Source organism: Streptococcus sp. STC1396, from assembly GCF_058933875.1.
On the sequence record NZ_JBZYCU010000030.1, the window covers coordinates 1 to 23,542 of the forward strand.

A 23,542-nucleotide genomic window follows, 5' to 3' on the forward strand; every position below is an offset into this window, starting at 1 on the left:
CACGAATTATTTTAAAAACTTGCTTTTAGCAGGTCTTTTTGCATGCAATCATTTTTCTAAATATCTGTAAAAAATAATTGATATTTTAAAAAATTATTCTTGACTTTTTACATAGAATGCCTCCTTAATTAAACATAATAATTTTTTACTTTCTCAAAAAAAGAATAATCTAAAGTATCCCTACTTTAACCAAAAGGTTACAAGCTTAGTGAGCTCTTTTCCAACTGAATAAATCGTTGATAAGCCTTATCTTTTCGTTGATATAGGTCTTGAATTCTTCTAATGTCCAACAAGCTGAGAACTAAACCCATTAAAAGAACTATAAAAACAAACACACGTGCGACTTGATTATTTTCAAAAATTGGAAAAAGATTTGTAAACCAACTTGTCCAAGTTAGAACAAGTAATCCCGTTAAAATAATTGCTTGTAAACGAACAAACATTTGTGTTATTCCCAATCGTTCATTCCGTTTTCCATACAGTCGAAACTGCTCAACAGTAGCTAAAATAGAAAATGCGATGAGTATAACAGGAAAAATCATAACAAGAGAAGGTCGAATAAATTGGTTTAAAAGCCAATAAATATTGCCAAAAAAGAAGAGTGCGATTGAATAACGTAAAAGAAGATAGCGATTGAAAAAAGTATTTTTCAAAGCCGTCTCTCGACGTTGTCGTTCAATTTCTTGTCGTTCTTTTTTATCCATTTTTCCCTCCTTGTGTAAATGTACCCATTTAGCCAACTTTCCTATAAAGAACTAACATTTCCTTCGCTACTTCTAATAGAGTCATCGTTGTCATTAAATGGTCTTGAGCATGTACCATGATAATTTCAATTTTAATTTCTACGCCACTTGCATATTCTTGTAGAAGTTTGGTTTGCGCATGATGAGCTTCAAGAATTAGTTCATTTGATTGATTTAATTGACTCTCTGCTTCATCAAAACTACCTTCCCTCATCTTGGCAAATGCTTCATGTATTTCTGATCTTGCATTCCCCGAATGAAGAATAATTTCAAATGCTGCGACTTGTAGTTCTTCTTGATTCATGTGAACATCTCCTATGTTACTTTCTCGAATATATTAATAAAATCTTCAAAATTATTGCAAGTTATTAATTGGTTTTGTAAATCATCATTCTCTGTTAGAGAAACAATCTTTTTCGTCACATCTGTCAATCCCTCATTCCCATATATTGATGGTGATAAGAGGAAAACAAGCTGGACATGTGAGCTTTGATCGTCCCAAAGCAGAGGTTCTTTACAAATGGCAACCGAAACCTTTATTTCTGTCCCAAGAGCTTGAATAGGATGTGGAACCGCTATCTTTTCAGAAAAGACGACTGAGCTTAATTCTTCACGCTGTTTAATCCCGTAAAGTAAAGACTGTTTAAAATCAGTTGATTCCCCTACAGCCAATCCCTCAACCATCTTTTCAAGCAAACTCACCTTATCTTGATTAGTCCATATTAGAAAATGATCTTTACTAAAATACTGTTTCAAATTCTCATTTTTAATATTGATGATTTGTGTTCCATCTATACGACTCGAAACTTGCATCTGATCCATCGCCTGTCGAATCTGCGATATTTCCTCCCTTTTAAGAAAGACACTCACTGTAAAAACTGGAATCTGGAAATAAAGATTTGATAAATCAACAGCAGACACAATAAAGTCAATACCTTGAATCTTTTCTTGATTCAACTCGTAATAACCTATTACATCAACAACTTCAAGTCGATTCCCAAGTTCAGCTTCTAGGCGATTTCTAAGCATTTGAGCAGCACCAAATCCTGTTGCACAAATGGCAAGTACGGAAAACTTATTGTTTTCTTTACAGCGCTCCATAGCTGCTAAAAAGTGAAGACTAACATAAGCTATCTCATCATCTGATATAGTATCCTGAGAAAATGTCTCCATGTTAGCAAGAATTTCCCTAGTCAGGAAGAATACATCACTATAGTTTTGTTTAACCTCATCCACCAAAGGATTATTTAGGGTAATGCGACTAGCTAAACGCACTTGCAAGGTCATGAGATGAGTTACTAATCCCTCAATGAGCTGAAAATCTGAAGAAAAATGGTATATTTCATCCAATCCTAAAGTCTGAAAAGTCTGTACCAAAGATTTTTTCATTTCCTCTTTCGAAAGCTCTATTTGACTTTTCTGAGAGGGCTGGCTCTTAGCCAACAAATGTAAAGTAATATAATCGATCTCTTGAATTGGAAATTCCTGATTTGTTACCTCACTTACCCTTGAAAGAATCCGCTTCGCAACCTTTCGCTCTGTGTCATTGTTTGTCATCTGACAATCTAGATTTTTAATTTCAAACCCAGACTTAATACGCACCATCGCTAATGCTATATGAACAACTAGATTTTGTAGGACAAAATCAGATAACCTAAGGTTAGCCTCTTGGCATTCATCTAAAACAATCCTAGCTAATTCTTCTAATGGTAAAGTTTGATCAAAAAAATTAGACGTAACGTAGCAATGTAATGTTTTAAAAAATTGATTCTCCAAGAAATAGTTCATAATGAAGCATCGTTTGTCACGCTCTTCACCAGAAACATAAACTCCCTTATTCGCTCTGCTCTCAATACTTAAATTATACTCAGATAGCATCCCACGTATTTTTTTAAAATCATGAGATAAGGTTGAACGACTAACATAAAGTTCCTCAGCTAAATCATCAAAGAGAACCGGAACTTGCTCAAAAAGTAGCTTATTTAAGATAAACACCAAACGATCATCTCCTTTTGAAATGGAAGTTTTCGTATAAACTTCTCCCAGTTCATAGGTTAGTCTAAACTTTTGGTACGCTTCCTGATTCTCAAAAAATAATTGATATCCTTGTCCTTGTTTTGATATCAACTTAACTCCCTGAAGATTCATTGTTTGGTCAATTAACTTGAGAGTATTACGAACAGTTCTATCTGAACAAGATAAGTGTTCTGCAAGTTCCTTACTAGTGACAAAACGCTCCTTATGCTTTATCAAGAATTGAAGGATGTTTTTCTCCTTAGTGTTTGACACACCCATGTCCTCCTAAAAATTACATATTCACCTTCTATTATAAGATATTTTCACACCTTTAGTTGTTTACATTAAGCACAAGTCCCATTATGAAACTAATATAATTTGGATTACAATTAAATATTACCTTGCATTACTATTTATATAATTAATCTATAAGAGAAACTAGATGTTTTCAACAATTAAATTAGCCATTTTTTCAATCCCCATTGGAATTGGAATATATGCTTGTGGCGGTATTTGTACAACTGGTTTGCCTACTTTAGCACCTGCTTCTTCAAACTGCTTAAAATACATTTTTGTTTGTGGACTCACAAGATACAAATCAAACTCAGCCGTTGCAATAGCTTTCCCACCTTCAGTAGCACTAATAGCATCTACCTCAATATCTTGACCTTTACCTTTTAAAAACTCAGTTGTTTTCTTCGCCATAAGTGATGAAGACATTCCTGCTGCACAAATAATCAAAGCTTTTGCCATAAGATTTTCTCCTTTTTCTAATCCCATCAACATGATACTTGATTGGATTGTTTCTTATCTATGTATTTATTATAAAACAAAGCGCTTACAATCACCATTGCTAATTTTTCCTCAACGATACGGAAAAAAATTATTTATACTTCAATTTATAAAGTAAAATGATACCTGACAATAAGAATGAAACACTATTGGCTAAAATCAAAGGTAAATCACCTATATAAATACCATGAGCAAGCCATAAAGCAATACCTATGACCTGCATAACATACATGCCTAATGCAATCGATTCAGTGTCTTTTGTCTTTACCACACGCACAACTTGTGGCAAAAAAGCAAAGGTTGTTAAAACTGCTGCAATACTTCCAATCATGTTTTTACTCCCATTGACTAAACAAACTGAGAATATTCTCAGCTTGTTAATACTATTCTACTGATGCTCCATTAGATGCAATGACTTCCTTATACCAGTTAAAGGACTTCTTCGGTGAACGTTCATACGTTCCCTTGCCATCGTCATCCTTGTCGACATAGATAAATCCATAGCGTTTGCGCATTTCACCTGTACCTGCTGATACTAGGTCAATACAGCCCCAAGGTGTGTAGCCCATGAGATCCACACCGTCTTCTACTACAGCCTTTTTCATCTCGTGGATATGGGCGCCCAGATAGTCAATCCGGTAATCATCATGAACCATACCATCTTCTTCCACTTGGTCAATAGCGCCAAAGCCATTTTCCACAATGAAAAGCGGCAGGTGATAATGATCGGTAAACCAATTGAGAGCATAGCGCAGGCCTTCTGGGTCAATCTGCCATTCCCATTCAGAAGCCTCGACGAAGTTATTTTTAACCAAGTCTTCAGTCTCTATATAGTCGAAGTAAGGGTTATTTTCTCGATGGGAGTCAATAGCAAAGGACATGTAGTAGCTAAATCCAATATAGTCAACAGTGCCCGCCAGCAAGTCTTCCTGATCCTGCTCGCTAAAGTCCACCTTGATACCCTTTCTTTCCCAGTATTTGAGAATATGCTCAGGATATCGACCAAAGACATGTACATCTGTAAAATAATAGCGCTTCTGCATAGCTTTCATAGCCATGAGAATATCCTTCGGATTACAAGTAGCCGGATAAATAGGACACATGGCAATCATACAACCTATTTGGAAGTCAGGATTGATCTCATGACCAACCTTAACAGCACGCGCTGAAGCCACTAGTTCATAGTGGGCAGCCTGGTACATAATTGCTTCGCGATCATCGCCTTCCTTGTAGACAATCCCAGAGTTGGTGAAGGGGGCAAAATCTTCCTGATAATTAGCTTGGTTGTTGATTTCATTGAAAGTCATCCAGTATTTGACTTTATCCTTATAGCGCTCAAAAACGACTTCTGCAAAGCGGACAAAGAAGTCAATCACCTGACGGTTTTTCCAACCTCCGTACTCAGTTACCAAATGATAAGGCATTTCAAAGTGAGACAAAGTGATAACAGGCTCAATACCATACTTGAGGCATTCATCAAAAAGGTCGTCATAAAATTGCAAGCCAGCTTCATTGGGTTCCGTTTCATCTCCTTTAGGGAAAATCCGCGTCCAGGCAATGGACATCCGGAAGCACTTGAAGCCCATCTCCGCAAAAAGAGCAATATCTCCCTTGTAACGATGATAAAAATCAATAGCTTCGTGATTTGGGTAGTATTTTCCTGGCAATACTCCTGCCGTAATTTCACGCGGAACCCCGTGGCGAGCTGCAGTCATAACATCCGCCACACTGATACCTTTTCCACCTTCTTGCCACCCACCTTCAAGTTGGTGAGCCGCAACAGCACCACCCCACAAAAATCCATCTTTAAAAGTAGTCATTCTTTTTCCTCCTGATTTTGTTACTTTTATTATAAGCTTCAAAACAAAAAATGGAAACACACTCTTTTTCCTTATTATTACGGAAAGGAACAATACTCTAGATAATCATTAGGGTGCTTAGAAACTAATAATGATTACTTACTAATATCTGCTTATTTAACGATAATTTACATGACCTTTTAACTACTTTAAAAATAGAAATTATTTAATTTAAAGCACAAAAAAAGCATTCCGTAATATACGTACGAAATGCTTTGAATAGACGTAAATAATGTTTAACATTTACTAAATTATGAAGCTTTACGAGCTTTCTTAAGACCTGATTAGAAAGTACAAGTTTCATGCAATGTTAAAGCTACAAAATATCAATCTTCATCAGACCTTCTTCTGGTATTATATCTCACAAAATCTAAATATCTCTCTAAAATATAAAATTTTCTTTCAAAACAAATCAACACTAAGGATACTAAAAAAATTATATATCAAAATCAATTAGAAAAGAAATAAAATTTATTCCAACATTCAATCCAAACCATGAAAAAGTGATTTTTTCCAATTCAAGCTATTGATGCAGCTGCTAATTTGTTTTATAATAGCTTGAATTCAAAAAAGTGAGGGATCTTATGAAATTCTATTCATATGACTATGTACTGAGTCAGATTAGCCAGCAGAATTGGGTTATGGTGATTGTATCAGCCTGCTTGGTTTTGGTGACGGGATTTTTCGCCTTTAAGGCCTATAAAGACAAACGAGGAAGTAAGTTCCGCGAACTGTCCATTATTTCTATTTTGACCCTAGTAGCCTTCGTTCTGATTAGCATTACTAATTTCCAAAACAATCAGTCAAATGACAATCAATTCCATAACTCCTTGCATTTTATTGAGGTTGTCTCAAAAGAATTAGGCGTTGAAAAAGAAGAAGTCTACGTTAATACTTCAGCTACGACAGATGGCGCAATTATCAAGGTTGGCAAACAATTCTACCGGGCTATTAGCGGAACCGACCAAGATAGCTATTTATTAGAAAAAATGGAACTGTACAAATCAGACGTTGAACTCGTGGAGGTTGAAAAATAATGAGCTTTTTTATTACAATTGCAATTAAGTTAGCTTTGGGACTTGTTTCCCTCGTTTTTGTCATCAATGTGACAGGTAAGGGAAATTTAGCACCAAGCTCCGCAACAGACCAAGTACAAAACTTTGTTCTCGGTGGCATTATCGGCGGCGTCATCTACAATAGCTCCATTACCATCCTTCAATATGCAGTCATCTTAATCATCTGGACCATTCTGATTTTGCTCTTAAAATGGCTAAACACCAATGTTTCCTATATCAAACATCTGATTGACGGGAAGCCAACCATTATCATCAAAAACGGCAAACTAGATCCTGAAGCCTGCCGTTCAAAAGGGCTATCCGCATCAGACGTCGCTTTGAAATTACGCTCCCAAGGAGTCTTCCAACTGAAAGAAGTCAAAAGAGCTGTCATCGAGCAAAATGGTCAATTGATTATCGTAAGAATTGGCGATGAAAATCCAAAATATCCAATCATTACCGATGGAGTTGTCCAACTTGAAATCTTAGAAACTATCGGCAAGTCAGAAGAGTGGTTGATGTCCGAATTACAAAAAGAAGGATTTGAAAATGTCTCCGATATCTTCATTGCAGAATATGACAAGGGCGAAATTAATGTGGTGACCTATTAAAAATTAGTTGTCATTTCGTAGCAGTTATTTGCTTTTTCTTTGTAAAGAGTCTATACTTATATCTATTATCTCGCTTGAATGAGTATCAAACCGCATCCAACTTAGATAATACACTGAATAAAGGGAGGAAATTTCCATGTCAATCGAAGAAAAATTCAACCAAGCTAAAGGTTCTATCAAAGAAGGCTTCGGTAAACTTACTGGCGATACAAAAACTCAAGCAGAAGGAACTACTGAAAAAGTAGCTTCAAAAGCGAAAGAAGTTGCTGAAGACGCAAAAGGCGCTGTTGAAGGTGCTATCGCAGGCGTTAAAAACATTATCAAAAAAGACGAAGAATAATCATCGTCTGTCGTTCTTATAAAAAACACTCTTATCCTATGCTTTTAGCAGAACTAGGGATGAGGGTGTTTTTCTATATTGCTAAGGCATTGACTTTTCCAGAATAGAACAAAAGCATCCCATGAATGTCAAACTGAGACTTTTTCTACGATCCTTTTATAAACTGAGATACACAGAAAACAAGCTGGAGTTTCACTACAGCCTGTTTCTGGAGCCTTAACTCATAGTGATAAACAGGTAACAAAAGTATATGTAATTACAGCTGATATCGCTAATCAAACAATTCGTGAAAATTGCTTTTATAAATCTCAAAAAATGACTCAGAGAAATTTCCGGGAAACTCTTGACTTTTTAGAAAAAAGAGATCCAGAGAAAATTCTTGAATGTCCGCAAAGATTAATGACTCCATCTATCCTGTCAGTAAACCGAGAATGATGATGTTATCGATTCATTATCTCAAATACCACTGTATGAACCCACTCATTATTCATTTGTAGGTCATTTTCTATGATCCTACTAAAGGTGAAACCATTTTTTAAAAGGACTCTCTTAGAGGCCTGATTATCCGTTGCTGTTCCCGCAATGATTCTATTTAAACCATAAGTATGAAACGCCTTGTCTAAAACGAGTTTAACCGCTTCGCTTGCATAGCCTAAATTAGTAACATTTTCTCCAATCCTATATCCAAGTTCTGCTGTTTTTCTATCACTCCCTAAAACACTTAAATTGATTCTTCCGACCATCATGCCTTGCGAATCTCTAATAAGATGCATGTAGACGTCATGATTATCTTGTTCCATTAACAATTCCCTTGTAATTTCCTTAAAACCTTCTGGATCAAAATAGTTACCTGGTCTAGGAGGTAAATTTCGCTCAAAATACTCCCGATTTTCTTTTTCAAAAGAATAGACATCTAGACTATTTTCTTCAGACAGCAACTCTAAACCTATTCTGTTCATCGCCCTCAATCCTTGTCTGCTTCATTTTCTTTTACGAGATCTTTTTGTGAATCTTTTTCAGAGAGTTTTTGATCGATATACTTGTTAATGATTTCATAAAATTCCTTGGTCGTCTCACTATCTAATTTTGTCGAATTATGGACTTGATTGACTTTCAATTGAACAGATTGAATACCGTAAGAGGCTTGTTTTTGGTGGATCGTTTCTAATTCTTCTTCTGAAATCAGATCTCCAACAACTGTCAAGACCAATTCATTGTTCCTTGACTTGTAGACTTGATTAATGACCGTATAATTGGCGAACTCTTTTGCTACAAACTGTTTGATCCCTTCTTTTCGCGCTTGCTCTATCGTCAGAGTAACTGCCGAATAGCTGGCTGGAAGAACCAATATTGCTATCAAAGAAAGTAAGACCACTCTCATTTTTATGTTCAATTCTTTAAATGAAGATAAGGGGGATTTTCTCATCAAAATTCTTGTCCCAATAATATTGGCAAGCATAATAAAAACACAATTGATTAAAAAGAGGTAGAAAGCTCCAAATAAAAAGCGGAAGTTCCCATTAGCCAAACCATAACCTGCTGTACAAATCGGCGGCATAAGAGCTGTAGCAATGGCTACTCCTGGCACAATATTGTTTGCTTCTTTTTTCCTTGAACCGATCACACCAGCAATTCCACCAGCAATGGCAATGAGGACATCCCAAATGGTTGGAGAGGTTCGTGCGATCAACTCGCTACTTGCATAAGATAAAGGAGAAATCCAGAAATACAGAGTCGAGACAAGTAAACTGACCAATACTTGAGTAAATAAAACCTCTAGAGATTGCTTGATTAAACGCGTATCAAAAATAGCTAAACCAAATCCGAGTCCAACAATCGATGTCATAAGAGGGGAAATCAGCATGGCTCCAATAATGACAGCAGTTGAATTCATATTTAAACCTATAGAGGCAATAAAAATCGCACACATCAAAATCACTGTATCTCTTAATCGAACATGAAGATCATCATATAATTTCTCACGGTATTCACGTGTTGAATAGTTTCCAGTCATCTGTTTCTCCTTTTATTTGATTTATTTCTGTTTATCCATTGATTAGGGCAGAGTGATTTTCTGTCAAATATTACATATGTATTTAAATTTTCTTAGTTCTCACCTGTGAGTCTTTTGAAAAATATCCCTTTTTCCTAGACAAATAAAAAAGTATCTATCACTCTATCCTCCATATTATATCAAAAATTTCATGGTCTTTCCCCTGGGGAAATCCATCAGTTTAAAAGATTTTTATATCCTTTCCAAGATAGAGAACAGACAAAATTTCAGTTTCCTTATTCTAAGAACAAAAGACTGCATCTCCTATAAAAGAAGATGCAGTTTCATGATTAAGCGTGATGAGTATGTTTCACAATCCATTGCTCCATTTTGATAGTTAACCAGAAGCCATAGATTCCAAACGTGATGATGGTTAGAAGAAACCACTTAATCTAGTTACCGAACAGTTGTGCTCCAGTCCCGTCAAAGTATAGACGTTGACCATCCACTACCGTGTGTTTGGTTTTCCAATTTTGCATCATGCAAACCGCCCAAGGTGTGGCAATCCCTAAGGTAAGCCCGCAAATTAGGGCTGATAACTCTGTTTGAAGCAGGTTGTTCATAGCTGTTTCAAGAGAAGATTGGAAAAATTCATCAATATCTTGCTTTTGGGTTAGGAACTTAACAATTCTGTGGTAAACTGTGTCATAGGAATAAGTCTCTTTTTAGTAATGTTTCGCAACTCTACTATAACGAATTTATTCCTTTTTGTGTTTACACAACTTATTTTACACTACCGTTTTTTCATATCGTTTTTACATTATAACACAAAAGACTATTAACAAAATAATATTCAAGATTAAGGTAAATTAAGGTGGATTTTGAGGTGAACTCTTCCAAAAATGAAACTTCCATAAAAATGGACTAAAATCCAAGAATTTGGATAAAATTGACACCAATTAACACCATAAAATAGACTAGTCGGCTATCTCAATTTCGAGATAGTTTTTCATTCATCAAAAATAGTCCATTCAATTGGTTCAAATTCTATATAAAAGTTCCTCTCAGTTTCTGATTGTTTTTTTCTACTAAAAATTGAATTCAACTGATTTATAAAAAACATTCCTTTGGTAAGTTCAACCATTTTTATATAGCTCGCTATTCCATATAGATGTGCTATATATTGCTCCTTACTTCCCGTAAAACTGTTCTTATCTAAATGTTCTTCTAAACCAAATTTCTTAATAAAGTAAATCTCTTTTCTTAAATTTCTAGTAATTGACCTTGGTACGGACAATTTTTCATTTACTATAATCCCTGTCACTCTCTTCCTATCACCAGGCTTTAGAAATATTGTCTTCTCATTATTTAATGAAAATTGATAACTAAGAATTATTTTTTCTACAGTACCTTTTATCCGGAATATTTTACTATTCCCAGAGATAGTTATATCGTCAGCATATCTCGTGTAAGATAATCTATATTTTCTACAAAGATAATATATCCTTTTATCTAGTTCTCGACAAACTAAATTAGCCAAATAGGGACTAGTAGGAGCTCCTTGGGGTAACTGATTTCGAAATACACAAATATTTGCTAAAGCAGTTGCAACATCCTTATTGTATCCCAGTTCAAAAAATAGACTTCTCACTTTACGAAAATCAATACTCGGAAAAAAATCTTTAATATCCATTTTAAGGATGTATTTTTTCCTTAGATGAACAGAAGCATTTAAAACGATAGATTTCATAGGAATGAAACCAGTAGCACTGGGCTCTGACTGTACTTTATATAAAATATTATCTAAAATCCATCTCTGCATCCCCTTTAAAGCAGTGTTAGGAACATTTAAGACTCTGCTACCACTATTTCTCTTTGGAATGGTTATTTCTTTGTACAATCTGTCATTTGAGTACAATACTTTATAAAAAAATTTTTTATTAATACCAATTTTTTTCCTTAATTCTTCTAAATTACAAAAAACAGGAATGTCAAGCTTTTCTGATTCCTCTAATTGACTCATACTTACCCTCTTTTCACCAAGTTACTACAACTATAACATAACCTTAATTAAACTGTGCCGAAAAACACTAAAGAAACTCATTCTTCATATCCAAAAATAAGTGTTTTGTCGGTGCAGTTTAATTAAGAATTTACGGTAGGACAGTAATAGCTGCGGGCCCCCGCAAAGCGATACTGTCCTAGTGATAATTTTCAAACGAAAATTTCACTCGTTAATTAATTATTAATTAACGACTGGCTTTTGAAAACTTTTTTTCATAGATTAGACGACTCGCTAATCAGACGCTCTAACTTATAGACGTAAAAGAGGCGTTTCTTTCTGTTCACCAATCTCCATAAAATCATTTTTGATTCTTCGGAAAGTGACTTCATTGAGTTTTAATTGTCTTAAAAAATTCAATCCTTGTTCAGAAAGTTTGTATGTGTTATCAATAAGTTCAATCAGATTCTCATCTTGACATTCCTGCATTACACTATTAGTATAACAAACAATATGATAAAGTTCAATTTCAGCAATAATTGATTTTAGTTTATTATTGTTTTTTATATACAGGAGCACAATAACTTTTTCCCTAATATCTTCTGAAATCCCTTTATACGCCATAAACCATTTTAGCTTTTTACGTTCCTGAACCCACTCACTCATATACTTAAAACTTGCTTCATTCTTTTTATCTCTTGGGAATAAGGAGAGCCAACCATTGTCCTTAAGATTATCATTCCAAAATAACTCAAGTGTATTATTAGGTGTATTTCTGTATGTCGTTAGTACTGATTCAGTCCCCTCATAACCTAAAGGATTACGAAAATTTCCAAATGATTCTATAATATTTTGCGCTTTATAATCATTAGCAAAGTACTTATCTGATTCCTCATGTGACCTTACCTGCCCATGTAAACCTTCTGCATTTAAGAATTCATTAATAGTATTCTTAGATACTTTTGTAGCATGGATACAATAAATAATAAGTCTAATATCATCACTTATATACTCCTTTATCAAGCTAATAAAGTCAATAATTGTTTTACCAGAACCAGTAAAGTCATCAATTAGAATCAAATATTTCTTACCGCTTAATCTCCTCGTCCATTCAGCTTTTAGTCTGTCGAATTCCAATCTATAGAATCTATCGTCATAATGACTAAATTTTTCATCATTTTTTCCCAAAAACTTAGCTCTCCCATACTCTAAATCCAAAATATCATTGAATTCATAATAAATATGATTAGGTAGTTCATTTATATCTAAGTATAGATTTAGCATAGCATTGGAACTATTATGTTTAAATGTTTGTTTGTTCAAAATACTAGAAAAATGACATTCACTTAAATCAATTCCACTATCTGACAGTTGCGCTACCAAATTTTCATGAAACTTCCTTAAAATAAATGATATTTCAGCTTTAGAATAATATTTATAATTATCTTTGATACAATCCAAAATAATTTGTTTTACTTCCGAACCATCATCTAACTGGGATAAAAAGCGACCTAACCGACGTCTAAAACCTTTTATATATTTTTCTTCATAGTCCTCAATATGATTCCTATTATAGAATTCTTGAACTAATAGATTGAATTCTTCACTCTTGCTCAAGAGAAAACCTCCATTCGGATTTTAGCGTAATATCTTCTATTTTTCTTTGATAGTTGGCTAATGTATCAACAAAATTATATGTAGCTATTACTAGCTCTTTTTTCAACACCCACTCTTCATCATTTTCAGCAATTCTTTCTTTTAACAAGTTAATCTCATTCCAATTATTGAAGTGTTCCATCTCGTATTCAGTAAGGGTCATTTCCACACAATCATCCAATAACTGATAAGCTACTAAACCATAGCTATCCCCATAAGCATCTACTACAAATTGAAAATATTCTTCATAACAATAATCGAAAAATTCTTCTATAGTCTTTGATAAGTTTTTTAATGAATTTTCTTTAGAAAGGAAATATTGCATATATAATTTCCAAACGGATAGTTTTTCATGCCTCATCGATATATCAGCTAAAATTAAAAATCTTTTTGTTGCATCTGAGATAATTTGGTTAAATTCTTCGGTTCCAAACAATTCATCTAATTGCGATTGATTAGTAATAAACCTTATTTTATTTTTTACAATAAACTTAGAAAATGGAACATAGTCCTTAAACAACTCTATTACTTTATATTTATACTTTGAGGAATGTATAGCATCAGTAAATACATTTATCCAAAAAATATTATAAAACAAAAAATCTAATTGAGTCGTACCTAACTCGTGTGTTCCCCATATTAGCTTTGAGTATGGTACACCCATGTTTTCAGAAATAAGAATAGCAACTTCATCAGTGATTTTCCCTTTGCCATTTATAATACGACTCATGGTTTCCGTAGATGTCCTTTTTGAAAAACTATAATAGGGTTCACCAATTCTACCACTATCATTAATAATACGCTGGTTGTCTCTAGAATAAAGAAGTTGATATAGGTGCATATTATTATCCTCTTTAAATTTTTCAACCTCTCTAATAACCCTCGCTATAACACTAGTAGCTGTAATTTTAAAAATACTATTCTTCATTTTTCTTCTTTCATTGTATAGTTTATATTGTCTAAATAAATTTATTTCATACAACATTTTAACTATTATAGCAGATTTCATCGACTATAACAACAGATGTTGAGTCGTTTTCTAATCGCTAACATATGTTTTTCTCGGAATTTAATACAACACTCATTTATGAGATACTCTATCTGTAGAATTTTTCTACAGATTTTTTTATTTTTAAGTCCTATATTGATGCGCATCAAATGGACGGATTGAAACTCAGAACATAGCTACATCACTAGATGTAGACTGTGTAAAATGTTTCGCCGTTTCTTTAGTGTGCATTTTTCATACTCAATTCGGCAAACTACTGTGTTTCTCTTCCGTCCTAGGAGGAAAGGAATTTATATGACTAACAAAGTCGAAGAGAAACGTGAACGCAAGATTGTAGATGCCGTTAAAAGTGATAATTGGAGTAAAGTTGATAAACTACTCAATCAGTCAATGGATAACCTTGAACGTAAAGAACGCTCTTATGGGAAAGTAAGTCTAAACGCTACTATCTCAAACGAGGGACGCACAACAGAACTTATAGATTTATATTCTGATAATACCTATAATCCTATCAAGCAGTTACTTATCAAAGAACGCAATGAGTACCTCTATACCTTGCTTTCTAAACTTCCAAAAGATGACCTTCATATCTTGTTGGAGATGACTCTACATGGGACTTCTGCCTTGCAACTGACTAGAGAAACATCGTTCAAGAGTCATAAAACAGTTCAAAAGCACTTTAAAGATACTCTTGATTTCTTGAGAAATGAGCTCAAAAATTATTTTTAAAAAAATATTAGCCGGAACTACCAATTTCCTGCTTTTTTCTCCTTATAGATAAGGAGGTAAGTAATGATGACCTAACAAAGTCCAGCTTATGACTAAAAGAAGCATGTTGTCCTAACGCTACAAAAAAGAAAGATAAAAGGTGAAAACTATGAAAACTCGTAATCGTAAAGGTGGCTACTCAGCCAATACAGCAACTGAATATATTGACATCAAACAAGCAATCTATTGTTTGAGTACCGAAGTTGAACCTCAAATCAAATTTGACGATGGTCTACCTACGGGAGAAGTTATTGCCCATAAGGCTTGGTTCTCACAAAAAGGACTACCACCTTTTCAAGTTAAATTTGAATCTGAAGTGACACTTCCAGCTTATATGGCAATGGTTGAATTTGATAATTTAGAAGCCTGCGAAGTTGGATATAATGTCTATTTCCGTGCAACTGGTATCAAGGAGGTTAAATAATGACCAATAAAGAACTAGCTCAGTATTTGCTCCAGAGTCTCAATATGGGACTTGGGGCCCTTATGCAGGGGGAAACAAGTTATACGAACAGTTTTGACACTAAGATTATGTCGAACGGCTTTCTATTTATCCCTCGCTTACCAGTAGGATATATTATCGATGATGAACTCTATCAGAAAATTTTCCTGATTGCCAATGCTGCTCTATACCCACGTTATACCCTCTTAAAGCAAAATTCAGCCTATTTTATAGCGCTAGATACTGATGACATTCACGTTCAGCGTGGCCTCTTCTTCCCGTGGAAAAAAGGGGGTTCTGAACGCCTTATCATCTCAAATTTAGATGATTTCTCCAAAATGCAGGAGAAAAACGCTCTTCCAATCATGAAAAACCTCACTTTAGACTTTAATAAAGTGACGTCACTAGCTATCGCTGGTAACAGTGGCTCTGGCAAATCATATGCTCTTACTTATTTTTTGAGTTTATTGAAAAATTTCTCAGAACTCATTATCGTTGACCCAAAGTTCGATATGCCTTCTCGTTGGGCTCGTGAAAATAGTATTGCTGTGATTCACCCTCAAAAGAATCGCTCAAAATCGGATTTTGTCTCAGAAATTAATGAGAATCTCAGCACTTGTCTAAATCTCATTCAACAACGCCAAGAAATTCTTTATGATAATACTGAACACCAATTTGACCATTTGACGATTGTCATTGATGAAGTATTAGCTTTGAGCGAGGGTGTCAACAAAACCATTAAAGATTCATTTTTCTCCCTACTGTCTCAAATCGCTTTGCTCGGACGGGCTACTAAAGTTCACCTTCTTCTAGTCAGCCAGCGTTTCGACCATACTTCTATCCCAATCTCTGTCCGTGAACAGTTAAATGTCTTAATACAGATTGGCAATATCAACAAGAAGACAACACAGTTTCTCTTCCCCGACCTTGACCCTGAGGGAATTGTTATTCCTATCGGTAAAGGAACAGGGCTTATTCAGATTATTGATAATGAACATCCTTACCAAGTCTTGCCTCTGCTTTGCCCCACCTACTACACCAAGAAAGGCATACTCTAAACATGAAAAAGACTTTCTTTCAAAAAACTTACAATCTCATTTCCTCCCTTCTTTTCTTTGGTTTGATTAGTTTCATCCTCAGTTTCGCTTTCAATCTACTTATAAAATTGTTTGGAGATTTTGACATTCCATCTTTGGATAGTGCTATCATCACTATCCAAGATAAACTGAGCCTTCTAGGAAGTTACACAAGCCAGGTTTCTATCATACTTTTTCTAATTGCAGTTTCATTGCTTATCATTGAATTATCTCAGCGTATTATTAGTGATAGTATTTTGAATTATTTCAAGTCAGTCTATCAGACAATACGCTTGCGACAATTTTTAAGACAAGATGAGAAATCAGAATCAGCTATCACGATTGATAACCAGACAACCATAACAAAATTCAATCCAATTCTTAAAAACTTTAACCAAACGGTTGGAAAAGCAACTGTTGATGTTAGAAAAAGTTCAGTTAGCGTCTTTCTTAAATACCCGAGGACTCAGCAAGCTCAAAAACTTTTGAGGGACATGGAAGCACATATCAAGGAAGAAATTTCGAGCCGTAACCCAAACTATTATTTTTCTTCACCAAATAGGGAAGGAAACAAGCTCTGGTTCAAAGCAACAAGAAGATAAGGAAAGGGCAGTGCTTGGCTCACAACGTGAAAGCCAAAAGCACTGCTCTTTCAAACTATCAAACTTAGCTATGTAATGGGGGCGACTACGACCCCCCATTACACCCCCCCATTACATCAATAATCAATAATCATAATTTTGAAACTAAGACTACCAAAATCACCCTAAAATTTTCCTAATAGATAAGAACTAGAAATGAGGTACCTGCCTATGGCAAAAGAAAAACGTTCTAACAAATGGGCCTTTCTACTCTATCAAGAAAGTGCCCCTGAAAATTATTTGGAAATTCTTGAAGAAATGCACATCCCCTTTGTGCTTAGTCCTTGGCATGATAAAGATGTTAACAGGCAAACGGGTGAGTTTAAGAAGTCGCATAAACACGGTGCTTTATTCTTCGATTCACTTAAAAGCTACTCTCAAGTCTCAGAACTTCTAACAGAAAAACTGAATACCCCTGCTCATGTAGAAATCGTTATGTCACCTAAGGGTATGTATGATTACTTTATCCATGCAGAGAATCCCGAAAAGACTCCTTATGATATCGAAGATATTGAATCAGGATGTGGCTTTGAACTTGATAAATTTCTCATTAACAATAACAATGATGAATTTCTATCAACTGTAATTGATACTATTGAAGAGCATAATTTTACGGAGTTTAATAACCTTGTTATGTATGCTCGTGATGAAAACCCAATGCTCCTAAGTATTATTGTTGATAAGACCTACTTCTTTGCAAAATATCTTGATTCACGTCGTCACTCAGGCTACAGAAAGGAGGACGGAGATAATGACTAGCTATCCACTTTTACTAACACGCCAGCAAGCATCCGAATTATTGGGAATTGACCCAAAATCTTTCGATAAATACATTCGCAGTCATCCAGACTTTCAATGTCTCATGGTTGGGAAACAAGAACGCTATCTCCGTTCTAAACTGTTGAAATTTATTGAGAGTCACTGTGTATAGTCGCCAATGATTGATAAAAAGAGATTTTTCATATATCCTATATATGACTAGTCTATTTTATCAATCATTTTTTATAGAAAGGCTGATAAATGGCAACAATAACAAAACGTGGAAACTCTTTCCGTGCAACTGTATCACTCTACAAGAAAGGTCAATATAAAAGAGAAACTAAAACATTCAACAACAAAAAAGATGCCGAACTATGGACATTAGAAATGGAGCTTGAAAAAGGGCGTGGAAAAAATATCGCTGAACGCTCTACCTTGTTTACCGATTTTTATCGAAATTGGGTTCATACGGTTAAGAAAAATGATGTGCGTGAAGCTACCTTTATCAACTACAAGCGAACGCTCGTAGTTGTCGATAATCTTTTTGATGGCATTCAACTTAAACATCTTGATGACCTTATCATGCAGAAGAAAATTGACCAATATGCTAAAAACCATTCTAAAAAGACAGTAAAAGAACTTGTCCTAAAAATTCGTGGCTCGCTGAAATATGCTTATGCTCGTGGTTTAATTAGTAATGACTTCGGTCATCTTCTGAAAGCAAAAGGTCAGGAACAACCTAAACGAAATATTCCACTCTCTATTACAGAGTTCAAAAAGCTCAGGCAATATTGCCTGAATCATACGGAAGATGAATTTAATGTTCTTGTCGCACTTGCTCTTGAAACAGGTGCCAGACGTGGAGAACTCTTAGGGATTAGAAAAGAGGATATTTTTGAGTATGGTGTTAAAATAAAACGTTCTATTAGTCCTACGAATGACGACACTCAACTCAAAACTAAACACTCCAAACGTGAGATTTCAATCAATAAAGACATACATGGAGCCATAACCAAACTTGCAAACACAAAAGAAGATTACATCTTCGACTGGAATGGATTTAGACAAGCTGGGCAACTCCAACGCTTACTAAAGCAACTTGACCTAAGCAAAACAACTTTTCACGGTTTACGCGATACCCACGCTTCTTTTCTATTTTCAAAAGATATTAGTCTGGATTATATTTCAAGACGGTTGGGACACAATTCAATTTTGACTACTCAACAGTATTATCTTGAATTGATGCCAGAAAAAAAGCATCAGCAAGATGCCGATGCTTTAAGTCTCTTAAACGACTTATCACTATAATTAACACCAACTGACACCAAAAAGGTGCCACAATCGTTGGTATAATAAGGCTTTGATTAACGTTTTGAGAATTGTGATGCTTTACGAGCTTTCTTAAGACCTGGTTTCTTACGTTCTACCATACGAGCATCACGAGTAAGAAGGCCTGCGCGTTTCAATGAATCGCGAAAGTCTGGGTCTACTTGAAGAAGGGCACGAGCGATACCGTGACGGATAGCGCCTGATTGACCAGCGTAGCCACCACCATCAACGTTTACGAAAACGTCGTATTGACCAACAGTTGAAGTAACTGCGAATGGTTGGTTGATAACCAAACGAAGGTCAGCGTGTGGGATGTACTCTTCAACATCTTTTTTGTTTACAGTGATTTTACCAGTTCCTGGAACAAGGCGAACGCGTGCAACAGCGTTTTTACGACGTCCAGTACCTGCATATTGTGCTTGTGACATAGCTTATTTGTTCCTTTCCTTAGATAAGTCCTGAAATATCAAGAACTTCTGGTTGTTGTGCAGCGTGAGTGTGCTCAGCGCCTACAAATACTTTCAGCTTCATACCTTGAGCACGGCCAAGAGTATTGTGCGGAAGCATACCTTTAACAGATTTTTCAATCAAACGAACAGCGTTCTTAGAGCGAAGCTCACCTGCTGAGATTTGTTTCAATCCACCTGGGTACATAGAGTGAGTGTAGTAGATCTTATCAGTTGCTTTTTTACCAGTCAGTTTTACTTTTTCAGCGTTGATAACGATTACGAAGTCACCTGTATCAGTGTGAGGTGTAAAGGTTGGTTTGTTTTTTCCGCGAAGTACGCTTGCTACAACTGCAGAAAGGCGGCCAAGAGGTACATCAGTAGCGTCTACTACATACCATTTGCGTTCAACTTCACCTGGCTTAGCCATGTATGTTGTTTTGTTCATGATTTCTCCTATGAATATCGTTTTTGTTTACAAGGCGGATGTTCCGGTCCGCAGGTTATTTGAAAGGTTCCGGGGCCTTACAAATGGGGTAAACAATACCGCCTACTATCATACCAAATTTTCTAACCAAAAGTCAATATATTTGATGCAATTATTTATAAAATAACGATTTCATTTCTATTTAGTCTGAAAGTTTACTGCCAATGCTAAAGAGTCCTAGAGTACCTGGGCCGGTATGCGTCGAAATAACCGGACCAAGAGGCAGGATAAGAACCTCTGTGACCTGTCCAGAAGCTAAAAGCTGCTCCTTGACATTCTCAGCGACTTCTTTTTCGCCTGCATAGGCAATCACTACAAGTGGCTCAGAAATCGTCTCTAGAGTCATGCGAACTACCTCAGCCTGCGCCTTCTTCTTGCCTCGTACCTTAGCGACCGAATCCAGACTTCCATCAGCTGTCACTACGATGATGGGCTTGATATTGACCAAGCTTCCCATGAGAGCCGCTGCCTTGGAAATGCGGCCCCCCCGCATAAGGTGGTTGAGGTCATCTACTAAGAAATAGGTCTTTACTCTAGGCACTAGACTTTGAAGCAAGTCTGCCGTCTGCTCTAGGCTCTGACCTGCCGCCCTAGCTTCTACAGCCTTCATGACCAAGAGCCCCTCCCCCATAGAAGCCGCCTTGGTATCAATGATGCGAATCAGTGCATCTGGAAAATCTTCCAAGACTATCTCCCGCGCCATGACAGCACTCTGATAAGTACCTGATAGAGCCGAAGCAAAGGCTACATAGAGAACTGGTGTCCCTTCCTTGGCATAGGTTCGAAAAACATCTTCAAACTGGCCGACATTGATCTGACTGGTAGTTGGCTTGCTGCCGGACTCCATCTTATCCAGAAGTTCTTGGCTGGTCAGCTTGCCTGCACCAACTGTCTCATAAGTTTGGCCATCTAGCTGAATGGTCAGGCCTAGGACCTGCACATCATTTTCTTGAGCCCAGCTTTCCGACAAATCTGCCGTTGAATCGGTTAAAATTTTAAAGGTCATCTTTTTTCTCCATCATTTTTTGTAAATCGCGCAAAGATTGGCTGTCCATCGGTCGCAAGGGCGGTCTTTGCAGGTTGATTTGCCCGCTCAGCTGATTGAGGTCTGATTTGGTAACAGCCACTCGCTTCTCTAGCTCTCTAGCGGATACTCTCAAAGCCCCTTGGGCAAAGACAGTCCACTGCTCATTGAGATCACTGGTCGCAACCGACACCTGATTTTTGGGTGTGTTAAGTTCAGCTGCCAAGCGCTCGATATAGTCATCCGCCGTTTCCTCCTCCTCGGTGAAAACGACCGTTACATTAAACTCCTCATAAGTCTGCCGAACTCCCGGCATATACTGGGCATCGAAGACGCATATAACTTCCAGTCCTTCAAAGCTAGCATAATTGCTGAGCTTCTGGAGCAGAATCGTTCGCGCTGCATCTAGCTCTCCGCGGTTAAAGTAAGGACGGGTCTCCCGCCAAAAGGCCGTCATATTGTAGCCGTCCACCAGTAAGATTTTTCTTTTCATAGGCGATTGCGAAATACTTCATACATGAGAATAGCCGCTGCGACACTGGCATTGAGGCTCTGGACATGGCCATTCATGGGAATGGAAATCATCTCGTCCACCTGCTTTTTGATATTACTAGAGATTCCCTTACCTTCGTTACCGATGATGAGGGCAAGTTTGCCAGCTGTATTCCATTTATGAGAAGGTGTCCCCTGCATATCCGTACCGAAAATCCAGAAACCAGCTTCCTTGAGCTTGTCCAGTGTCTGGCTGAGATTGGTCACGCGGGAAATGGGAATATGCTCAATGGCACCCGTTGAAGTCTTGGCTACGACTGGTGTTACACCGACCGCCCTGTGCTTGGGAATGATGACTCCAGTCACATTGGTCGCGTCAGCCGTCCGCAAGATAGAGCCCAGATTATGCGGGTCAGTCAGCCCATCCAAAATCAGCAAGAGAGGATTGTCTTCCTGCTCTGCTTTTTTCAAAAGTACCTCGAAGTCAGTATAAGCGAACTCTGCCACTCGCAGAACAAAGCCCTGATGGACTGCCCCGTCGGTCATTTCCTGCAAAGTTTTCTTGGGTGTCCAGGAAATGGAGACCTTTTTTTCCGCTGCTAAATCCTTAATTTTATCGACCTTTTTACCACGAAGGTCATCCTGAATATAGAGTTTATTTCCAGTGTTAGCTACGAGAGCCTCTGTCACCGCATGCACACCGTAGACAATATCATTTTTTTCCATAGGTCTAGTATAACACAAAGGCGCAAAAAATGGCGGCCGGATTTATTCGGGCGAGACAGATTTCTGCTCTAATAAAACGCAATCAGCCAACTCCAACTTTCACCACCAGTCATGCTATAATAGAAAGAACTCTAAAAAAGGAATCTCGCACTTATGTCTCTCCTCCAACGCACCATCAAATTGACATTGGCTACCTGCCTCGCTGCTTGGCTGGCTGACTTTTTAGGTCTTACCTACTCAACTTCAGCTGGGATCATTGCCATCCTCAGCGTCTCTGATACCCGCCGCAGTACAGTAAAGCTGGCTGGAAACCGCTTTTTGTCCACCCTGCTGGCTCTGGCTATCGGAAGTCTGGCCTTTCACTTTCTAGGTTTTCATCTCGGAGCATTGGCCATCTATATCGCGATCTATGTGCCTCTGGCCTTTCGTCTAGGCTGGGAAATCGGCATCACTCCCAGCACTGTTCTAGTCACCCACCTGCTCTTAGAAAAAACCACCTCCTGGTCTCTGCTTGGAAATGAGCTAGCTCTATTTCTTATTGGAACTGGCTTTGCACTCCTTGCCAATCTCTATATGCCCTCGCGCCAGCAAGAGATTGACAGCTACCATGAACAAGTAGAAGAACAGCTGAAAAAGATTCTTCTGCGCTTTGAATATTTCTTAAAAGCTGGAGACGGTCGAAATGATGCAGCTCTAATCAAGGAGCTGGACACCATTCTGCAACAGGCCTTACAGCTGGTCTATCTGGATCACTCCAACCACCTCTTTCATCAGACCAACTACCATATTCATTATTTTGAAATGCGGCAGGCGCAAAACCGCATCCTGGAAGACATGGCCGGTAACATCAACAACTGCCAGCTGGCAGCCAGTGAGAGTTTGATTTTGGCCCGTCTTTTCTCCAAGACAGCCCAACAGCTCAGTCAAGAAAATCCTGCTCACGAGCTGGTTGAAGAAATCGAAACCTGCTTGGCTGTTTTTCGCGAACGCCCGCTCCCTAAGACCCGGCAAGAATTTGAAACCCGTGCCACGCTCCTACAACTTTTACGAGACTTGGAGACTTTTATTAAGATTAAGGTGGAATTTTATCAAAATTACCAAAAAGTACAAGCAAGTTAGCTCTGTGCTATTTCCAATAAATAATAAGAGGAGGCTGGGACAGACAGCCATGACGACATAGCCGTCACCCACAGAAACACGAAAATAAAGACAAAAGCCCTCATTTAGAAGTATAATCTAAGTGAGGGCTTTGTGGTTGATAATTTCTTGAATATCA

At 37.0% G+C, this 23,542-nt stretch carries 27 protein-coding genes and 2 pseudogenes; 11 read left to right on the forward strand and 18 right to left on the reverse strand.

Features of this window, described 5'->3' with window-relative positions; translation table 11 throughout:
• Nucleotides 1-197: 197 nt before the first annotated feature.
• From AC5FEC_RS09240 to AC5FEC_RS09265, 6 genes are all read right to left on the reverse strand, one after another.
• Nucleotides 198-704 carry a hypothetical protein gene (locus AC5FEC_RS09240; protein WP_234550929.1) on the reverse strand — a complete coding sequence of 169 codons (507 nt, stop codon included), beginning with the start codon at nucleotides 702-704 and terminating at the stop codon, nucleotides 198-200.
• Nucleotides 705-732: 28 nt separating this feature from the next.
• Nucleotides 733-1,047, reverse strand: coding sequence for a PTS cellobiose transporter subunit IIA (locus AC5FEC_RS09245; protein WP_234550928.1), 315 nt, complete (start codon nucleotides 1,045-1,047; stop codon nucleotides 733-735).
• A gap of 11 nt (nucleotides 1,048-1,058) precedes the next feature.
• The gene (locus AC5FEC_RS09250; RefSeq protein ID WP_493661997.1) at nucleotides 1,059-3,038 is read right to left on the reverse strand and encodes a BglG family transcription antiterminator; all 1,980 of its coding nucleotides are present in this window, start codon (nucleotides 3,036-3,038) and stop codon (nucleotides 1,059-1,061) included.
• Nucleotides 3,039-3,197: 159 nt separating this feature from the next.
• A complete protein-coding gene (locus tag AC5FEC_RS09255) occupies nucleotides 3,198-3,512 on the reverse strand; it encodes a PTS cellobiose transporter subunit IIB (RefSeq protein ID WP_493662017.1) in 315 nt (104 codons plus the stop codon).
• Between the two features lie 130 nt (nucleotides 3,513-3,642).
• Nucleotides 3,643-3,882: a SemiSWEET transporter gene (locus AC5FEC_RS09260; RefSeq protein ID WP_234550925.1), complete on the reverse strand. Its 240-nt coding sequence runs from the start codon at nucleotides 3,880-3,882 to the stop codon at nucleotides 3,643-3,645.
• A gap of 52 nt (nucleotides 3,883-3,934) precedes the next feature.
• A complete protein-coding gene (locus AC5FEC_RS09265; RefSeq protein WP_493661998.1) occupies nucleotides 3,935-5,371 on the reverse strand; it encodes a 6-phospho-beta-glucosidase in 1,437 nt (478 codons plus the stop codon).
• A gap of 623 nt (nucleotides 5,372-5,994) precedes the next feature.
• Between AC5FEC_RS09265 and AC5FEC_RS09270 the strand changes: the two genes are divergently transcribed.
• The 3 genes from AC5FEC_RS09270 to AC5FEC_RS09280 all read left to right on the forward strand — a co-directional run bounded on the left by AC5FEC_RS09270 (nucleotide 5,995) and on the right by AC5FEC_RS09280 (nucleotide 7,416).
• Nucleotides 5,995-6,447 carry a DUF3290 family protein gene (locus AC5FEC_RS09270; RefSeq protein WP_493661999.1) on the forward strand — a complete coding sequence of 151 codons (453 nt, stop codon included), beginning with the start codon at nucleotides 5,995-5,997 and terminating at the stop codon, nucleotides 6,445-6,447.
• Nucleotides 6,447-7,076 carry a DUF421 domain-containing protein gene (locus AC5FEC_RS09275; RefSeq protein ID WP_493662000.1) on the forward strand — a complete coding sequence of 210 codons (630 nt, stop codon included), beginning with the start codon at nucleotides 6,447-6,449 and terminating at the stop codon, nucleotides 7,074-7,076. Before AC5FEC_RS09270 ends, AC5FEC_RS09275 begins: the two co-directional genes overlap by 1 nt.
• A gap of 136 nt (nucleotides 7,077-7,212) precedes the next feature.
• Complete coding sequence (locus tag AC5FEC_RS09280; protein WP_493662001.1) at nucleotides 7,213-7,416, forward strand: CsbD family protein; 204 nt, start codon at nucleotides 7,213-7,215, stop codon at nucleotides 7,414-7,416.
• A 440-nt stretch (nucleotides 7,417-7,856) separates the two neighbouring features.
• On the opposite strand, the gene AC5FEC_RS09285 is transcribed toward AC5FEC_RS09280, so the two are convergent.
• The 7 genes and pseudogenes from AC5FEC_RS09285 to AC5FEC_RS09315 form a co-directional block, all read right to left on the reverse strand.
• Nucleotides 7,857-8,375 carry a GNAT family N-acetyltransferase gene (locus AC5FEC_RS09285; RefSeq protein ID WP_493662002.1) on the reverse strand — a complete coding sequence of 173 codons (519 nt, stop codon included), beginning with the start codon at nucleotides 8,373-8,375 and terminating at the stop codon, nucleotides 7,857-7,859.
• 5 nt (nucleotides 8,376-8,380) lie between these two features.
• A complete protein-coding gene (locus tag AC5FEC_RS09290) occupies nucleotides 8,381-9,430 on the reverse strand; it encodes a DUF389 domain-containing protein (RefSeq protein ID WP_037615416.1) in 1,050 nt (349 codons plus the stop codon).
• Nucleotides 9,431-9,759: 329 nt separating this feature from the next.
• Nucleotides 9,760-9,996, reverse strand: a pseudogene (locus AC5FEC_RS09295) (DUF898 family protein).
• Nucleotides 9,994-10,118: pseudogene (locus AC5FEC_RS09300) on the reverse strand (IS256 family transposase); the annotation flags it as partial. The pseudogenes AC5FEC_RS09295 and AC5FEC_RS09300, both read right to left, overlap by 3 nt.
• Nucleotides 10,119-10,418: 300 nt before the next feature.
• The gene (locus tag AC5FEC_RS09305) at nucleotides 10,419-11,432 is read right to left on the reverse strand and encodes a retron St85 family RNA-directed DNA polymerase (RefSeq protein WP_493662003.1); all 1,014 of its coding nucleotides are present in this window, start codon (nucleotides 11,430-11,432) and stop codon (nucleotides 10,419-10,421) included.
• 291 nt (nucleotides 11,433-11,723) lie between these two features.
• The gene (locus AC5FEC_RS09310) at nucleotides 11,724-13,028 is read right to left on the reverse strand and encodes a phosphoribosyltransferase-like protein (RefSeq protein ID WP_493662004.1); all 1,305 of its coding nucleotides are present in this window, start codon (nucleotides 13,026-13,028) and stop codon (nucleotides 11,724-11,726) included.
• Entirely contained in the window at nucleotides 13,015-13,995 is a 981-nt protein-coding gene (locus AC5FEC_RS09315) for a hypothetical protein (RefSeq protein ID WP_493662005.1), read from the reverse strand. The genes AC5FEC_RS09310 and AC5FEC_RS09315 overlap by 14 nt, the downstream gene beginning before the upstream one ends.
• A 375-nt stretch (nucleotides 13,996-14,370) precedes the next feature.
• On the opposite strand from AC5FEC_RS09315, the gene AC5FEC_RS09320 reads away from it, so the two are divergent.
• From AC5FEC_RS09320 to AC5FEC_RS09350, 7 genes are all read left to right on the forward strand, one after another.
• Complete coding sequence (locus tag AC5FEC_RS09320) at nucleotides 14,371-14,805, forward strand: sigma-70 family RNA polymerase sigma factor (protein WP_493662006.1); 435 nt, start codon at nucleotides 14,371-14,373, stop codon at nucleotides 14,803-14,805.
• A 148-nt stretch (nucleotides 14,806-14,953) separates the two neighbouring features.
• Nucleotides 14,954-15,268 (forward strand): hypothetical protein, encoded by a 315-nt coding sequence (locus tag AC5FEC_RS09325; RefSeq protein WP_493662007.1) that lies wholly within the window; start codon nucleotides 14,954-14,956, stop codon nucleotides 15,266-15,268.
• The gene (locus AC5FEC_RS09330) at nucleotides 15,268-16,344 is read left to right on the forward strand and encodes an AAA family ATPase (RefSeq protein WP_493662008.1); all 1,077 of its coding nucleotides are present in this window, start codon (nucleotides 15,268-15,270) and stop codon (nucleotides 16,342-16,344) included. The genes AC5FEC_RS09325 and AC5FEC_RS09330 overlap by 1 nt, the downstream gene beginning before the upstream one ends.
• A 2-nt stretch (nucleotides 16,345-16,346) precedes the next feature.
• Nucleotides 16,347-16,964: a hypothetical protein gene (locus AC5FEC_RS09335; RefSeq protein ID WP_493662009.1), complete on the forward strand. Its 618-nt coding sequence runs from the start codon at nucleotides 16,347-16,349 to the stop codon at nucleotides 16,962-16,964.
• A 210-nt stretch (nucleotides 16,965-17,174) separates the two neighbouring features.
• A complete protein-coding gene (locus tag AC5FEC_RS09340; protein WP_493662010.1) occupies nucleotides 17,175-17,762 on the forward strand; it encodes a replication protein in 588 nt (195 codons plus the stop codon).
• On the forward strand, nucleotides 17,755-17,934 hold the full coding sequence (locus AC5FEC_RS09345; protein ID WP_493662011.1) for a DNA-binding protein: 180 nt from the start codon (nucleotides 17,755-17,757) through the stop codon (nucleotides 17,932-17,934). Before AC5FEC_RS09340 ends, AC5FEC_RS09345 begins: the two co-directional genes overlap by 8 nt.
• 89 nt (nucleotides 17,935-18,023) lie before the next feature.
• Nucleotides 18,024-19,070 (forward strand): tyrosine-type recombinase/integrase, encoded by a 1,047-nt coding sequence (locus tag AC5FEC_RS09350; RefSeq protein WP_493662012.1) that lies wholly within the window; start codon nucleotides 18,024-18,026, stop codon nucleotides 19,068-19,070.
• A gap of 56 nt (nucleotides 19,071-19,126) precedes the next feature.
• On the opposite strand, the gene rpsI is transcribed toward AC5FEC_RS09350, so the two are convergent.
• The 5 genes from rpsI to rlmB form a co-directional block, all read right to left on the reverse strand.
• Complete coding sequence (rpsI, locus tag AC5FEC_RS09355) at nucleotides 19,127-19,519, reverse strand: 30S ribosomal protein S9 (RefSeq protein ID WP_002902303.1); 393 nt, start codon at nucleotides 19,517-19,519, stop codon at nucleotides 19,127-19,129.
• Between the two features lie 19 nt (nucleotides 19,520-19,538).
• On the reverse strand, nucleotides 19,539-19,985 hold the full coding sequence (gene rplM / locus AC5FEC_RS09360; protein ID WP_002893769.1) for a 50S ribosomal protein L13: 447 nt from the start codon (nucleotides 19,983-19,985) through the stop codon (nucleotides 19,539-19,541).
• A 181-nt stretch (nucleotides 19,986-20,166) separates the two neighbouring features.
• Nucleotides 20,167-21,030 carry a DegV family protein gene (locus tag AC5FEC_RS09365; RefSeq protein WP_493662013.1) on the reverse strand — a complete coding sequence of 288 codons (864 nt, stop codon included), beginning with the start codon at nucleotides 21,028-21,030 and terminating at the stop codon, nucleotides 20,167-20,169.
• A complete protein-coding gene (locus AC5FEC_RS09370) occupies nucleotides 21,020-21,541 on the reverse strand; it encodes an NYN domain-containing protein (RefSeq protein WP_493662014.1) in 522 nt (173 codons plus the stop codon). The genes AC5FEC_RS09365 and AC5FEC_RS09370 overlap by 11 nt, the downstream gene beginning before the upstream one ends.
• A complete protein-coding gene (gene rlmB / locus AC5FEC_RS09375; protein WP_493662015.1) occupies nucleotides 21,538-22,266 on the reverse strand; it encodes a 23S rRNA (guanosine(2251)-2'-O)-methyltransferase RlmB in 729 nt (242 codons plus the stop codon). Before rlmB ends, AC5FEC_RS09370 begins: the two co-directional genes overlap by 4 nt.
• A 153-nt stretch (nucleotides 22,267-22,419) precedes the next feature.
• Here rlmB and AC5FEC_RS09380 point away from each other — a divergent pair, with 153 nt between their 5' ends.
• Nucleotides 22,420-23,385, forward strand: a complete 966-nt coding sequence (locus tag AC5FEC_RS09380; RefSeq protein WP_493662016.1) for an aromatic acid exporter family protein — start codon at nucleotides 22,420-22,422, stop codon at nucleotides 23,383-23,385.
• Nucleotides 23,386-23,542 lie beyond the last annotated feature (157 nt).

Excerpts from the sequence above, each read along its gene's own strand:
- AC5FEC_RS09240 (WP_234550929.1), bottom strand. The coding sequence starts at position 704 with ATGGATAAAAAAGAACGACAAGAAATTGAACGACAACGTCGAGAGACG.
- AC5FEC_RS09245 (WP_234550928.1), bottom strand. The coding sequence starts at position 1,047 with ATGAATCAAGAAGAACTACAAGTCGCAGCATTTGAAATTATTCTTCAT.
- AC5FEC_RS09250 (WP_493661997.1), bottom strand. The coding sequence starts at position 3,038 with ATGGGTGTGTCAAACACTAAGGAGAAAAACATCCTTCAATTCTTGATA.
- AC5FEC_RS09255 (WP_493662017.1), bottom strand. The coding sequence starts at position 3,512 with ATGGCAAAAGCTTTGATTATTTGTGCAGCAGGAATGTCTTCATCACTT.
- AC5FEC_RS09260 (WP_234550925.1), bottom strand. The coding sequence starts at position 3,882 with ATGATTGGAAGTATTGCAGCAGTTTTAACAACCTTTGCTTTTTTGCCA.
- AC5FEC_RS09265 (WP_493661998.1), bottom strand. The coding sequence starts at position 5,371 with ATGACTACTTTTAAAGATGGATTTTTGTGGGGTGGTGCTGTTGCGGCT.
- AC5FEC_RS09270 (WP_493661999.1), top strand. The coding sequence starts at position 5,995 with ATGAAATTCTATTCATATGACTATGTACTGAGTCAGATTAGCCAGCAG.
- AC5FEC_RS09275 (WP_493662000.1), top strand. The coding sequence starts at position 6,447 with ATGAGCTTTTTTATTACAATTGCAATTAAGTTAGCTTTGGGACTTGTT.
- AC5FEC_RS09280 (WP_493662001.1), top strand. The coding sequence starts at position 7,213 with ATGTCAATCGAAGAAAAATTCAACCAAGCTAAAGGTTCTATCAAAGAA.
- AC5FEC_RS09285 (WP_493662002.1), bottom strand. The coding sequence starts at position 8,375 with ATGAACAGAATAGGTTTAGAGTTGCTGTCTGAAGAAAATAGTCTAGAT.
- AC5FEC_RS09290 (WP_037615416.1), bottom strand. The coding sequence starts at position 9,430 with ATGACTGGAAACTATTCAACACGTGAATACCGTGAGAAATTATATGAT.
- AC5FEC_RS09305 (WP_493662003.1), bottom strand. The coding sequence starts at position 11,432 with ATGAGTCAATTAGAGGAATCAGAAAAGCTTGACATTCCTGTTTTTTGT.
- AC5FEC_RS09315 (WP_493662005.1), bottom strand. The coding sequence starts at position 13,995 with ATGAAGAATAGTATTTTTAAAATTACAGCTACTAGTGTTATAGCGAGG.
- AC5FEC_RS09320 (WP_493662006.1), top strand. The coding sequence starts at position 14,371 with ATGACTAACAAAGTCGAAGAGAAACGTGAACGCAAGATTGTAGATGCC.
- AC5FEC_RS09325 (WP_493662007.1), top strand. The coding sequence starts at position 14,954 with ATGAAAACTCGTAATCGTAAAGGTGGCTACTCAGCCAATACAGCAACT.
- AC5FEC_RS09330 (WP_493662008.1), top strand. The coding sequence starts at position 15,268 with ATGACCAATAAAGAACTAGCTCAGTATTTGCTCCAGAGTCTCAATATG.
- AC5FEC_RS09335 (WP_493662009.1), top strand. The coding sequence starts at position 16,347 with ATGAAAAAGACTTTCTTTCAAAAAACTTACAATCTCATTTCCTCCCTT.
- AC5FEC_RS09340 (WP_493662010.1), top strand. The coding sequence starts at position 17,175 with ATGGCAAAAGAAAAACGTTCTAACAAATGGGCCTTTCTACTCTATCAA.
- AC5FEC_RS09345 (WP_493662011.1), top strand. The coding sequence starts at position 17,755 with ATGACTAGCTATCCACTTTTACTAACACGCCAGCAAGCATCCGAATTA.
- AC5FEC_RS09350 (WP_493662012.1), top strand. The coding sequence starts at position 18,024 with ATGGCAACAATAACAAAACGTGGAAACTCTTTCCGTGCAACTGTATCA.
- rpsI (WP_002902303.1), bottom strand. The coding sequence starts at position 19,519 with ATGTCACAAGCACAATATGCAGGTACTGGACGTCGTAAAAACGCTGTT.
- rplM (WP_002893769.1), bottom strand. The coding sequence starts at position 19,985 with ATGAACAAAACAACATACATGGCTAAGCCAGGTGAAGTTGAACGCAAA.
- AC5FEC_RS09365 (WP_493662013.1), bottom strand. The coding sequence starts at position 21,030 with ATGACCTTTAAAATTTTAACCGATTCAACGGCAGATTTGTCGGAAAGC.
- AC5FEC_RS09370 (WP_493662014.1), bottom strand. The coding sequence starts at position 21,541 with ATGAAAAGAAAAATCTTACTGGTGGACGGCTACAATATGACGGCCTTT.
- rlmB (WP_493662015.1), bottom strand. The coding sequence starts at position 22,266 with ATGGAAAAAAATGATATTGTCTACGGTGTGCATGCGGTGACAGAGGCT.
- AC5FEC_RS09380 (WP_493662016.1), top strand. The coding sequence starts at position 22,420 with ATGTCTCTCCTCCAACGCACCATCAAATTGACATTGGCTACCTGCCTC.